This window comes from Nocardia sp. NPDC050378 (genome assembly GCF_040655675.1).
GTDB lineage: Bacteria > Actinomycetota > Actinomycetes > Mycobacteriales > Mycobacteriaceae > Nocardia > Nocardia coubleae.
In genome coordinates this window covers 548,846-561,469 of record NZ_JBFAKI010000001.1, presented here as the reverse complement: position 1 = coordinate 561,469, position 12,624 = coordinate 548,846, and the positions used below count along the sequence as shown (strand labels likewise).

Genomic DNA, 12,624 nt, shown 5'->3' with positions numbered 1-12,624 from the left:
GGCATAACCGGTCCGAGCCCATATAGTTCGATCATGCTCCTGCCACGTATGGGTCGCGCCCCCCTCGCACGAAGCTCCAGACGAGCTCGCAAGTCCGTGATCGCCGCTTCGGCGGCGATTCTGCTGTTCGGCCCCACGATGGCAGTGGCCGACGCCGAACCCGCGGTCGATCTGCCCGCCCAGCTGATCGAGGCCGTGAGCCGTGATCTGAAGCTCTCCCCGCAGGAATACCTGCGCCGCGCCGACGAGGCCCAGCAGGTCGCCGCGTTCGCCACCACCGCCCAGCGTCAGTTCCCGCAGGTGTTCGCCGGTTCCTGGCTCAACGACCAGGGCAACGCCGTCGTCGCGCTGGCCCAGGGCCCCGGTGCCGACGAGGCCCGCGCCGCCGCCGAATCGGCCGGTTTCGAGGTCCGCAACGTCGCCAAGAGCGAATCCATGCTGCGCGGTGAGAAGACCGCGTTCGAGAACTGGCTGGCCGCCGCGCCGCCGGAGATCGCCAACCTGGTGCGTGGCGTCGTCATCGACACCGTGAACAACGCGATCGCCGTGCGCGTCGAGCAGGCCGGGCTGCCCCTGCCCAGCTTCATCGACCCGGCCCGCGTCGTCGTCACCGCGCCGCCGGTGGCCGGTGAGAAGATCGACCTGGAAGCCACTCCCGTGGCGGGCAACGGCACCGGCCCGATCGCCGGTGGCGAGGGCTACGCCGCCATCGCGGGCAACAGCTCGCTGCGCTGCTCGTTCGGCTTCAACGGCACCGACCGCTCCGGCAACGTCGTGAACATCTCCGCGGGCCACTGCAACCCCGACCTGGAGTCGGCGGGCACCGGTTCCGCCGCCGCCGTGTACGAGATGAACGGTGACCGTGCCGGCGCCCAGCTCGGCACCTTCCAGAAGTCGATCCTCGGCGAGCAGGACTACTCGATCATCCGCGTGAACGACAACGCGCGCGCACGCTTCGAGAACAACCTCGTCACCGTCCCCGGCGCGGCGCCCATCGCCGTCGACGGCGTCGGTGTGCCGGTCGTCGGCGCCCCCGTGTGCAAGTCGGGTTCGCGGACCGGGTTCAGCTGCGGCATCGTCAACGGTGTCGACCAGACCGTGCAGGTCGGCGATCGCCAGCTCACCCAGAGCTTCTCCGCCAACATCTGCGCGCTGCCCGGCGATTCCGGCGGTGCGATCGTCACCGGCCGGATGGCCCTCGGCATCTCCAGCGCGTCGTCGGTCGCCGACTACCCGATCTGCGAAATCCCCAACATCATCGGCGCCATCACCGGCGACACCCCCCAGCTCTTCGCGCAGCCGCTGAGCGTGGTCCTGTCGGACAACCCCGGCCTGGCGGTTCGTACGAACTGACGCCCTGGCGGGCAGTGAGCATGCCCTGAACGACGGTGGAGGCCGGTAGCGTTGAGCTACCGGCCTTTGCCGTTTCTGGGGGTCGCTGTGGGGCGAGGTTTCAGCCGTGTGGAACAGCCTTGGGGTTTTGTGCACCACAGAGGTATTGGGCTGTGTTTTTGGAGCGCTGGCGCGCTCGAGCGCGGCCCCTGGAGGGCCGGGACGGGCGGGGCTGGGAATGCGGTCATGGCGGACTGCGGGGAAACCCACCCGGGCGGCGAATCACCCAAGGCCTTCGGCTCTCGCACTCCCAGCCCTACTGCGCCACTCAGTGGGCCACCTACCGCACTCCCAGCCACACCGCACCACCCAAGTCCGCCATGACCGCACCCCAACCACGCAAAAGCCCCGCTCCACAAGGGAGCGGGGCTTCGAACGAAAAACCTTAGTTCTTAGGCTTCTCAGCCCAAACCGTGGTGCCCTCCGGCGCCTGCATCACATTGATCAGCTCGATACCGGCGGCGAGCATCGTCGGCCCACCGATCGCGATCATGCCGATGATGCCACCGACAGCCGCACCGAGCGGCAGACCCGCGAGGCAGCCCACACCGAACAGCGGCAGACCGAAGACACAGCCGACCACGGCGCCGATGGCGGTACCGACGAAGGTGCCGATAGCGGTGCCGATGCTGAACTTCGAGGAGAAGTCGTTGATGGCCTTCTGGTTTTCCTGGGCCGAGGCGATGGGGTCGGCCTTCAGGACCGGCTTGACGCCGACCGGCTCGGTGCCCAGCTCGACGCCCGCGGGACGTTCGGGAGTGAGCTCCAGGACGGTGTTGTCCTTGACGACCTCGGCCTTGGCCGGGATGTCGGTGCCGTTGATCGTGAAGTCGATCGGCAGCGAGACGACGGTGGCGCCGGTGGTGTCCTTGATCTCGGCGATCTTGGTCTTGGGCGCTTCGGGGGTTTCGCCTTCTTGCTCGACGATGGCGAAGGTGCCGTTCTGCAGGGTCGCGACGATGGTCTTGTCGACCATCTTGACCGAGTACTTGATGTCCTGTGCCGGAGCGGGGACAGGCTCGGCGTGCGCGGTCCCCAGCGACACAGTCATCGCCCCGATAACCAGTGCGGCACCCGCAGCGGTTTTACGGAAGTTCATTGAGGTTCCTATCCATCAGGTTTGTTGCGGCGTGCGATCAAGCGACACGCGAGACTCGTCAAGCGGGTGCACCCTTGTGAGATGCTCCCAACTTCTCCCCGAGCAGTGTGAAGACCGGCACAGCAGACAGAACGTCTGGAGCCTAGTAGACCGAAACCCCTGATGCCAGCACAGTTTCCAGGGGCACGGGTGAGGCTGCCCTAACCCGTGCCGCCGACAGAGGGGGTTTCCCATGCTCAATCACAAACACGGCCCGACCGGGGCAAACATGTCAGTGACATACATCACATAACTATCGGTACGAACGACTGTTCAGCGACCGGCCCGGCAACCTGCCCGCAAGGAAATCGACGGCCGATCCGAGCACGCCGATCACCAGGATGATGGCGACCACCTGATCGTAAGCGAGCTGGTCACGGGCATTGAGGATCTGGTACCCGAGTCCCGATCGCACACCGAGCATCTCGGCGGGCACGAGCACGATCCAGGCCGTGCCGAGCCCGAGCCGCAGCCCGGTGCGGATGTGGTCGCGCACCGCCGGAATGATGACCACGCGCAGCTGCTCGGCCCGGGTCGCGTGGAACGAGCGGGCCACGTCGAGGAAGCCGCGGTCGATGGCGTGCACCCCCGACACCGTGTTCAGCATGATCGGCCACACGGCCGCCGCGGCGACGAGGAAGTACACCGGCTGGTTGCCGATGCCGAACACGGCGATGGCGATCGGGGTCCACGACAGGGGCGAGATCATTCCCAGGAACTGCACCACGGGCGAGGCGGCCTGTTCGATCCGGGTGCTGAGCCCGATCAGCAACCCGATCGGCACGCCGAGCACGGTGGCGATCGCGAGCCCGATCAGCAACCGCCACAGGCTGATTCCCGCGTCGGAGACGAGCACACCGCGTTCGTGCAGATCGGCGATGGCGGGTAGCACGTGCTGGGGCGCGGTGCGGCGCAGCAACGAGTGTTCCGGGGAGAACACCGTGGTCGCCGTCCACCACAATCCGACGGTGACGAGCACGGCGAGCACCGGCGGCCACACCCTGGCCAGGACCGAGCGCGAGACGGTCGAGCCGGTTTTCGGTGGGGCTTGGGTCGTTGTAGTCACAGCAGGTGCACCTGTTCAGTTCGGTCGAGGCCGGTGAGCCCGAACGCTTGTCGCCCACCCTGTGCGGCAAGGGAATTCAGCACGAAGGTGTCGTCGACGAGCTCGCTGTGCGCGCGGGCCGGGTCGAGGGTGTCGAGGAAGCCCCGGTCGCCGTCGACGACGGTCTCGTGCATCTCCTCGACCAGCCGCCGGGTGAAGCTCGGGTACGGGTAGGGCTGAAATCCCACCAGCTGCGGCGACCAGTCGGGCCGCTGGAACTGGTAGGGCGGATCGGGGTAGGCGAGCGCGGTCCGCACGGCGGGCAAGGGTTGTGGCAGGTAGCTGCCGGTGGTGAGCGCTTCCGCGGCGCGCGGCCGGTCGGTGCTGATGCGCAGCTGCGCCGCGACCACCGCGTCGGTCACGGCCTGGACGGCGTGCGGTCGTTCGGCGATCACGTCGTCGCGGGTCACCAACACGCAGCAGGCGTGTTCACGCCATACGTCGCCGAGGAACACGTGGATGCGCCCGATCTTCTTGATCTGGGCGATGGCGTTGAACGGGTCGGCGACCACGTAGCCGGAGATGGACCTGTTGGCCAGGGCGGGAACCATGTCCGAGGGACTCATCACGATGAGCTCGACGGTCCGTTTGGCGCGCGAGGCCGGCCTGCGCACCACGGGTGTGATGTCGTGGGCGCGCAGGAGTTTCTGCAGCACGATGTTGTGGATCGACCACCAGAACGGGATGGCCACCTGCGTGCCGATCAGCTGTTCCAGTTCGGTGATGTCGGGTGCGACGGTGAGTGCCGACCCGTTGGTGTGGTTCCACCCGAGCACCCGCACGTTCGCGCCGAGCACCTGCCGCAGCTGAATCGCCATGGGCATCAACAGATGCGCCACATCCACCTGACGTGAGACGAACGCTTCCGCCAGCCCCGACCAGCTGCGGAACATCACCGGTTTGGCGCTGCTCACCGATCCCGCGGGGTAGAGGTGTGCCGAGTGCGCGATCAGCAGCGGCGCCGCGTCGGTGATCGGCAGGTACCCGATCCGCAGCGCCTGTTCGCGCCGTTGCCCGGCGCCTGCCGCGCTGCGGACCAGGTCGGCCGACCCGTAGAGCCCGGCGGCCGCGGTGAGCCCGGCCGCCCCGGCGAGCAGGTGACGTCGTGAAAGCCCGCTCACGACACCACTACTTCGTCCGGGTGGTACTGCCCGAGGATATCGGCGCGCAAGGCGTCGCCGCCGTCGCGCACCTCGGTCCATTCGCGCCGGATGCGACCCTTGTCGAGCAGCACGACGCGGTCGGCCAGATCCATCGCCTCGTCGACGTCGTGGGTGATGAGCACGACCGTCGCCTCGATCTCGGTGACGAGTTCGGCCAGCCATTTTCGCAGGTCAAGGCGGGTGGCCGGGTCGAGGGCGCTGAACGGCTCGTCGAGCAGCAGCAGCCGGGGCCGGGTGGCGGCCGCACGCAGCACGGCGACGCGCTGTGCCTGCCCGCCCGACAGTTCGCCCGGGTACCGCTGCGCCAGCGACCCCAAACCGAAACGGGCGAGCAGGGTTTCGGGGTAGTCCTTGTCGAACTCGCGCCGGTGCGCGGCGAACCGGCCGGCGAGCGAGATGTTGTCGATGACGGTGAGCCAGGGCAGCAGCAGCGCCTGCTGGAAGACCACCCCGGTGCGCGGCCGGGCACCGTCGGTGCTCCAGCTGATGGTTCCGGTGCTCAGCTGTTCGAGTCCGGCCAGCACGCGCAGCAGTGTCGATTTGCCGCTGCCGCTCGGGCCGAGCACGGCGAGGAATTCCCCGCGATCCACGTGGAAGTCCACGTCGTCGAGCACGGTGGTTTCGCCGAATGTCTTGCCACCGCCGTCGACTTTCAGTTCCCAGATACTCACTTCGGCCGTCTCTCGAGAAGGTGTAACCAAGGGCCGCGCGCACCGACGTCGACGCCGGTGCGCGCGGAATGCCTACGCGCCTTTGACGCCGGTCAGGCGGGTGTACATGCCGCCGTGCAGGTAGTCGACGACCACGTCGGTCAGCCGGTCACGGAAGACCTGTTCGAACGGGTGCAGTTCCCGGAAATGCGATCCGACGATGCCCGACTTCACGAAGTTGTAGCCGTTGATCGGGTACCGGCTCAGCCCCGATGTGCGGGGCAGCGCGTCGATGATGCGCACCTGGGTGCCCGGCGTGAGGTTGCCGAGCAGTTCGGCCAACTTGTCCGACGGGTGCGGCACACAGCTGAACGCGATACAGCTGAACAGGACGTCCACATCCTGGTTCACGGGCAGTTCGGCGATGTCCTCGGTGAGCAGAGTGACATTGGGCCAATGGTTCTCGTCGACCCGCTTCTGCGCCTTGGCGAGAATGGCGGCGTTGTTGTCCACCCCGATCACGTGTCCGGTCGGCCCGACGGCGGAGAGCAACGCCGGGAAGGCGAGGCCGGTGCCGCACCCGAGGTCGGCCACCTTCTTACCGGTCAGGTCGAGGCCTTCGACCAGGCCTGGATGCAGTTTGTCGATGCCGCCGAGGGACAGGAACCACGCCGTCCGGTCGTAGATGGGGGCCGCGATGTCGTACCGCTCTGCGAATTTCATGCGAATCTCTCGGATCTCTCGTCGGTGGGTTATCGGGGGGTGAGCCGGACGTTGAAGCCGCCCTTGATCATCGGCGCGAGGCCGGGGTCTTCCACGAGCTGCCAGTTCGGCGGGAGCTCGATCTTGTAGCGGCTGAAGATGAGCGCGACCAGGTACGGCGCGATGAGGTAGCCGAGCTGCGCGCCGGTGCAGCGGTGCGGGCCCGCACCCCAGGCCAGGTAGTGCAGCACGCGCGGCTGGTCGACCCGCTTGCTCTGGTCGTAGAAGCGTTCGGGGTCGAACACATCGGGGTCGGTCCACCAGCGCGGGTCGCGGTGGATCGTCGAGATCGGCACGCCGAGCATGGTGTTGGGCGCGATGTCGTAGCCCTGATAGTTCGCGCCCCGCGCGGTGAATCGCAGCAGCAGTGGAAGGCCCTGCATGCGCATGCCTTCCTCGAAGCACGCCTTCACCCAGTGCATGCTGCGCACCGATTCGATGGTCGGCTTGGACAGGTCGACCGAACCGGCCTCTTCGACCAGCCGGTTCTTGGCTTCCTCGGCCAGGCAGGTCCGCACGACGGTCTGGGTGATGGCCCCCGCCGTCGTGCCGTAGGAGGCACTGGTCATGGTCGCCACGTCGAAGCACAGGTCCCAGAACGTCATCGGGGTCTTGAGCTTCTTGTAGCCGGCGAGCATGCCGTCGAGCACGTCGTTGTAGGTGCCGAGCGAGGGCGAGTTCTGCCGTTCGACCACCCGGTCGCGCACGATCTTGCCCGCCGAGTACACCGCCCACGGCCGGATCTTGTACCGGCCCCAGGGGCGAACCAGATTCGGCGGATCCGCGATCTTCAGCGTGGAACCGAGGAACTTCGTGAACGTCGACAGACCGTCGTGCAGATCGTGAATTTCCTTGGGCGTGAACGGTTCCGTGAAGGTCTGGGCCAGCACGCCGCGCAGCAGCGTTTGGAAGATCGCCTCCTGCAGGTCGGTCACCCCGTCGGCGTCTGTCGCGGCGGCGATATTCGACTCGAGGCTTGCCAGGTAGGCATCGGCATTGGCGTGAAAGGTGCTCTTGAGGCCGTCGCGGGTCACCAGCGGGCTGACGATGCGGCGCCGCTCGCGGAACAATTCGCCCTCGATGAAGGACAATCCGTTCTGCCGCTTGGCGATCGCGGGATGGTAGTTGCCGAATTTGCTGTAGTCGCCGGAGGTGTCGCCCATCGCCGCGTGTGCGTCTTCGGGATTGGCGATCACCACCAGGTCGCGCAGCGGCAGTTTGATCCGCACCACATCGCCGTACCGGCGCACCGCGTCCCGCAGGAATTTGTTGCGGTCCTTGGCGTATTCCGGATAGGAGCCCATGATCAGGTGGCCGGGCGGGCCGGGCAGGTGCCGGTTGGAGAGCCTGCGACTGGTGATTCCGGTGACGGAGGGCACCTTCTCCGCCGTGGCGTGGGGACATTTCTCGGTCATCACAAACCTTTCCTCTTACGGAAGACGTGGGCACGGACCAGCCCGCCGAGGTGCCGGGCCGTGGATTCCAGTTCCAGGCCGGCGTTCTCGCAGCGCGCGAGGGTGTGTTCGACGCCGCGATCGAGTTCGACTTCCCTGGTCATGTGGGCGACGGAATCCATGCCCGCGATGGCGGCGACACCGCGGATGAGTCGCAGCCGCAGTCTCAGCAGATTGCGCAGCAGCGGGCTGTCGGGCATGGCGAGTTCGATCAGCAGGAACCGCCCGTCGGCGCGCAGCACCCGCACAGTCTCGGCGAGCGCGGCGGCGGGGTCGTCCATGTCGTCGAGCGCGAAACACATCACGGCGGCGTCGAAGCTCGACGAAGGGAAGTCGAGCGATTCCGCGCTGCCGAGGGCCAGCTGCCAGTCGTTGCTCGGCCGCTTGCGGCGCAACCGGGCGAATTTCCGCTCGGCGACGGCGAGCATCTGCTCGTTGAGGTCGACGGCCACATACGACAGGCGCAGCGGGTACACGGCTGCCAGCGCGGCGCCGATCTCGGCCGTCCCGGCGGCGATATCGAGCACTTCGGCGCCCGGCCGCAGGTCGAGCGCGCGGACGGCGCGGCGGCGTAACCGTTTGTCGCCGCCGAGGGTGAGCAGCGAGTTCACCGCGTCGTAGCGCGGTGCGATTCGGGTGAACATGGCCTGCGGGGTGGCGGGGCGTGTTCCGGCCATCGCGATCTCCTCGGGTTTCACCGGCGCGGGTCGGCGCGACGCGCGACGCGCACCGCCTTCTCCGCGCCGAAGGCCAGCAGGGTGGACAGGGCGCCGGTGCGGGCGTTCTTGCCGTCGCGGGCCCACCCGGTGAGCAGGCCGGCGAACTGGCGGATGTGCGCGCGCCCGGCGAGCACGGGTGCTTCGGCGGCGGGGATTCTGGCGTCGATCAGCGTCGGCCCGGCACCGGCGAGTGCGGTGCGGAAGGCGTTGCCGAATTCCTTGGCGCTGCGCACCGTTGTCGCGCGCACGCCGCAGTGCCTGGCGAACCCGGCGAAGTCGATTTCGTGGAAGCCCGACGCCCGGTCGGGCCAGCCCATGATCCAGCTCTCGAATTTGATCGCGGCCAGGGCGTTGTTGTTGAACACCACGATCACCAGCGGCGAACGCACGTCGGCGGCGTTGCGCAGTTCGGCGAGGGTGATGCCGATGCCGCCGTCGCCGACGATCGCCACGGACACCTCGTCGGGGTGGCGCACGGCCACGTCGACGGCGGCGGGTACCGCGAATCCCATGGTCGCGAACGAGGCGGTCCACAGGTAGCGGTGCGCCGAGCGCACGTAGCGGTAGGCCCAGAGCGTGTTTATGCCGACGTCGACGCTCAAGGTGGACGGCTTGTCGAGGTCCGCCAGTTCGCTGTCGATGATCTGGGCCACCGTGGCGGCGCGCAGCTTGCGTGCGCTCTCCCTCGGCTTGCGACGCGGCCGTTCGGTGGCCTCGGGTGCGTCGCGCTCCTCGCCGAGCAGGCCGACCAGAGCTTCGAGGGTTTCCCGCGCGTCACCGAGCAGGCCGACCGAATCCGACGGCAGGCGAAGGAAGGTGAGCGGATCGGTGTTCACCGAGATCACCGGGTTGTGCCCGACCATCTCGAAAGCCGAACCGCGCCATGACACTCCGACAACGATCACGAGCCCGCTGCGCCGGACCCGCTGCATGGCGTCGTCGGTCCCGGAGGTGCCGACCAGTCCCGCGCAGTGTTCGCCGACCACGTCGGCCGCCAGCGCACCCATCGTGCAGTAGAGCGGACTGCCTGTGCGAGCCGCCAGTTCGACGAGTTCGCGTCGCGCGCCCGCCGCCCCGCGCCCGACGATGATCGAGATGTCCCCGGCGGCATCGATGAGTTCGGCGGCGCGCACGATGTCCTCGGGTGCCGCGGTCGCCCGGCCGGGCAGACCGATCAGCGACGGCGGGATCGCGAACGACCGCGCGCTGTCGACGAGGGCGGCGCTGGTGCGGGCGGCGATCGCGGCGCGTGTCACGTGGATGTGGGTGACGCCGCGTCCACCACCGGCGATGGTCGTGAAGGCGTCGCGCAGCCGTACCGCATCCTTGTCACCACCGTCGAGAACCACCGAGACGGCGGCGATGTCGGCGAGCACGTCGACGGGATCGAGCAGCCAGGGTGTGGTCTCGACGGAGACCAGCACCACGGACGCGTCGTCGAAGGCGGCGTCGTAGAGCCCGTTGAGCTGGCCGAGGAGTTCGGCGGGCGTGGTCACCACAGCGCAGGAGGTGGTTGCGTCGGCCTTGTACGCCGCGCTCGCCCGCATGGCCGCGGCCTGGACATCGGCGACGACGTGCAGGTTCAGCTCAGCGGTGGCACCGAGCCGCGCACGGCTGTTCTTCGACAGGTACGCGGAGCCGATGCCCCGGTGCGCGAGTGCCGCGAACAGATCGGTGACGTAGTCGACGACATCGACATCCGGTGCCGGAGCGGGCCGGTCGTCCGCGAGCGCCGAGGTGAGGATCAGCGCCGGACCGTGCCGGTCCTCGCTCAGGCGGGACCGCAGTTCGGTGGCGTCGCCGGCCCAGAACACCCCGATACCGAACGCCTTGGCCAGGTCGCTCACCGGCACACCGGGTTCGGCCCGGCATACCACGGTCACCGGCACGTCATACCGTGCGGCAGTGGAGAATTCGGAGATGTACTGGTCGAGCGAGTCCAGGTCGGTGAGCGCGTAGGAGCGAGCGCCGTTCGCGAGGGCCAGACCGATGGCCAGCGGCAGCGCCGAACCCTCGGCCTCGAGATTCCAGGCACTGTGCAGGTGCGCGCGCTCACCGAGATAACGGCGGGCGAGCTCCCTCGTCGCCCCGGGATCGACCGCCACCGACACACCGGCGAGCGCGTCGGCGAGCACACCCCAGCCCGCGGGTGCGTTCGGATCTGTCGGTGCGACAGGGGCGCTCGCCGCTGCCGGGGTACCGCGCCTGCTCCACACGGCCGACACCAACGCGTGCAGGATCTGCGGAACCTCCCCCGCGATCCCGATCCGCCTGCTTTCCTCGTCGAATCCCGACGTGGCCACATCGGTGATCTCGAGCAGCAGGTCGAGCGACGGAAAGTGCCGTGCCACACCCGCGGTCGGCCTGCCGATCAACAGCACCTGGCGGGCGTCGGACTCTTCGACGGGCGGCACCGACCAGTCCGGAATCCCCGCTTCGGGCAGGGCCACGATCGGCACACCCAGCGCGTCCGCGAGCAGCAGCGCACAGTCCGCCACCGCCCGGCCGCCCGCGCCGAGCACGATGACGCCCGGTGTGGAGCACAGGTAGTCGGCCAGATCTTCGACGCGCTTCTTGTCCACGTCGGGCGCTGTCCGTGCGCCGAACCGGTACGGGCTCTGTTGCTCGAGCCCCTCGATGGGTGAATTGAGCACGTCGGACGGCACGGCCAGGTGCGCGGAGGTCTGCTCGAGTCGCACCGACAGCACTGTCTGGTCGAAGACGGCGAGCTGATCCGGCGAGACGATGTCGGTGGAGCGCCACGTTCCGTCACGGAACAGTCGCGCCGAGTCGATCTCCTGGAACGATTTCGTGCCGATCTCGGCGCGCGCCACCTGGCCGGAGATCGCCAGCACCGGCACCCGGTCGTAGAGCCCGCCGTACACGCCGGGCAGCAGGTGGGTGGCGCCCGGCCCGGCCGTGCCGAAGCACACCCCGACGGTGCCCGACCCCTGCGCGTAACCGACCGCCATCCAGGCGGACGCGCTCTCGTGACGCACCGCGATCAGCTCGATCTCCGACCGCCGCCCTACCGCATCGACCAAACAGTTCACCGATTCGGCAGGCATGCCGAACAGGTAGCGCACATCGTGGCCGATCAGCCGGTCGACCAGGGCGTCGGCGAACCGTGGCCGCCCGAGCACGTCGGCGCCAAGGTTGGTGTTCATCTGCATGTCAGTGCCTCCACTCGTCTGTATCCCCGCGCGAGTACGTCGACGACGTCGGCGAGGTGCCCCCTGGCAGGAACCGTGATCCGGACGCCCGCGTCCGGGTAGCAGCGCACCGCGATACCCGACTCGGCGAGGTGCGCCACGAGTGCCGCCGGATTCGGCGTCGGCACCCAGACGAAGTTGCCGGACGAATCGGGCACATCGATGCCGTGTTCGCGAATGGCCGCGACGAAGTCGGTCCGCACCGCGATCACCGAATCGACCTGTGCCTCCAGCTCGTTCACCACGCCGAGCGAGGCGACGGCCGCGGCCACCGCGAGCCGGTTCACCCCGAACGGCATCGCCATCGATCGGCAGGCGCCGATCAGGTCACCGTGACCGACCGCGTAACCGACCCGCAGTCCGGCCAGCCCGTACGCCTTCGAAAAGGTGCGAAGCACAACGAGATTGGGGTGTTCCTCGGCCATTCGCAGGGCCGCCGACCGGTCGTTGTCCCGGTCGAATTCGATATACGCCTCGTCCACCACGACGATCGTGTGGTCCGGCACCCGCGCCAATACCTGCTCGATCTCCTCGGGCCTCACCTGTTCACCGGTCGGGTTGTGCGGTGAGCAGATCAGGATCGCGGCCGCGTCGTCACCCGCCGCGGCGACCATCTCCGTCAAGGGCTGCCATCGGTCCGGTGTCCCGATCACCGGCACCGCGATACCGCCCGCGCCGAGGACCACCCGTTCGTAGGCGTCGAACGCGGGCACCGCGTAGACGACCCGCCCACCGTGGCCGGCGACCCAGCGCAGCAGATAGGCGAGCACGCCGACACTGCCCGGCCCGACGACGACCTGATCCGGTGTGCACCTGGCGAATTCGGCGATGGCGCCGCGCAAATCGCCGTACGCGGCGGCGGGGTACGCGGCCGCGTGTTCCACCTCGTCGGCGATCGCGGTGCGCACGCTCGGCAGGGGCGCGAAGGGCAGTGCGTTATTGGACAGATCGAGCGCGGCCGCCGAAGTATCGGCCTCCTCACCGGATCGATATTCGTTCAGCAATACCGTGTCGCGCACCGCTGTCGTC

Annotated in this window: 10 protein-coding genes; 1 reads left to right on the top strand and 9 read right to left on the bottom strand. The window is 68.3% G+C overall.

Going from position 1 to position 12,624, the window contains the following annotated elements; genetic code table 11:
• The first annotated feature begins 33 nt into the window (after positions 1–33).
• The gene (locus tag AB0I35_RS02600; RefSeq protein WP_357393691.1) at positions 34–1,353 is read left to right on the top strand and encodes a S1 family peptidase; all 1,320 of its coding nucleotides are present in this window, start codon (positions 34–36) and stop codon (positions 1,351–1,353) included.
• Positions 1,354–1,777: 424 nt separating this feature from the next.
• On the opposite strand, the gene AB0I35_RS02595 is transcribed toward AB0I35_RS02600, so the two are convergent.
• The 9 genes from AB0I35_RS02595 to AB0I35_RS02555 form a co-directional block, all read right to left on the bottom strand.
• The gene (locus AB0I35_RS02595; RefSeq protein WP_357393689.1) at positions 1,778–2,491 is read right to left on the bottom strand and encodes a hypothetical protein; all 714 of its coding nucleotides are present in this window, start codon (positions 2,489–2,491) and stop codon (positions 1,778–1,780) included.
• Between the two features lie 292 nt (positions 2,492–2,783).
• Positions 2,784–3,596 carry an ABC transporter permease gene (locus tag AB0I35_RS02590; RefSeq protein WP_357393687.1) on the bottom strand — a complete coding sequence of 271 codons (813 nt, stop codon included), beginning with the start codon at positions 3,594–3,596 and terminating at the stop codon, positions 2,784–2,786.
• On the bottom strand, positions 3,593–4,756 hold the full coding sequence (locus AB0I35_RS02585) for an ABC transporter substrate-binding protein (protein ID WP_357393685.1): 1,164 nt from the start codon (positions 4,754–4,756) through the stop codon (positions 3,593–3,595). Before AB0I35_RS02585 ends, AB0I35_RS02590 begins: the two co-directional genes overlap by 4 nt.
• Positions 4,753–5,412 (bottom strand): ATP-binding cassette domain-containing protein, encoded by a 660-nt coding sequence (locus AB0I35_RS02580; protein ID WP_357394155.1) that lies wholly within the window; start codon positions 5,410–5,412, stop codon positions 4,753–4,755. Before AB0I35_RS02580 ends, AB0I35_RS02585 begins: the two co-directional genes overlap by 4 nt.
• A gap of 129 nt (positions 5,413–5,541) precedes the next feature.
• On the bottom strand, positions 5,542–6,171 hold the full coding sequence (locus AB0I35_RS02575; RefSeq protein ID WP_181698768.1) for a methyltransferase domain-containing protein: 630 nt from the start codon (positions 6,169–6,171) through the stop codon (positions 5,542–5,544).
• Between the two features lie 29 nt (positions 6,172–6,200).
• Entirely contained in the window at positions 6,201–7,625 is a 1,425-nt protein-coding gene (locus AB0I35_RS02570) for a cytochrome P450 (RefSeq protein WP_357393683.1), read from the bottom strand.
• On the bottom strand, positions 7,625–8,341 hold the full coding sequence (locus AB0I35_RS02565) for a class I SAM-dependent methyltransferase (protein WP_357393681.1): 717 nt from the start codon (positions 8,339–8,341) through the stop codon (positions 7,625–7,627). Before AB0I35_RS02565 ends, AB0I35_RS02570 begins: the two co-directional genes overlap by 1 nt.
• A 17-nt stretch (positions 8,342–8,358) precedes the next feature.
• Complete coding sequence (locus AB0I35_RS02560) at positions 8,359–11,550, bottom strand: thiamine pyrophosphate-dependent enzyme (protein ID WP_357393679.1); 3,192 nt, start codon at positions 11,548–11,550, stop codon at positions 8,359–8,361.
• On the bottom strand, positions 11,547–12,614 hold the full coding sequence (locus AB0I35_RS02555) for an aminotransferase class I/II-fold pyridoxal phosphate-dependent enzyme (RefSeq protein WP_357393677.1): 1,068 nt from the start codon (positions 12,612–12,614) through the stop codon (positions 11,547–11,549). The genes AB0I35_RS02560 and AB0I35_RS02555 overlap by 4 nt, the downstream gene beginning before the upstream one ends.
• Positions 12,615–12,624: the final 10 nt, after the last annotated feature.

Excerpts from the sequence above, each read along its gene's own strand:
- AB0I35_RS02600 (WP_357393691.1), top strand. The coding sequence starts at position 34 with ATGCTCCTGCCACGTATGGGTCGCGCCCCCCTCGCACGAAGCTCCAGA.
- AB0I35_RS02595 (WP_357393689.1), bottom strand. The coding sequence starts at position 2,491 with ATGAACTTCCGTAAAACCGCTGCGGGTGCCGCACTGGTTATCGGGGCG.
- AB0I35_RS02575 (WP_181698768.1), bottom strand. The coding sequence starts at position 6,171 with ATGAAATTCGCAGAGCGGTACGACATCGCGGCCCCCATCTACGACCGG.
- AB0I35_RS02570 (WP_357393683.1), bottom strand. The coding sequence starts at position 7,625 with ATGACCGAGAAATGTCCCCACGCCACGGCGGAGAAGGTGCCCTCCGTC.
- AB0I35_RS02565 (WP_357393681.1), bottom strand. The coding sequence starts at position 8,341 with ATGGCCGGAACACGCCCCGCCACCCCGCAGGCCATGTTCACCCGAATC.
- AB0I35_RS02560 (WP_357393679.1), bottom strand. The coding sequence starts at position 11,550 with ATGAACACCAACCTTGGCGCCGACGTGCTCGGGCGGCCACGGTTCGCC.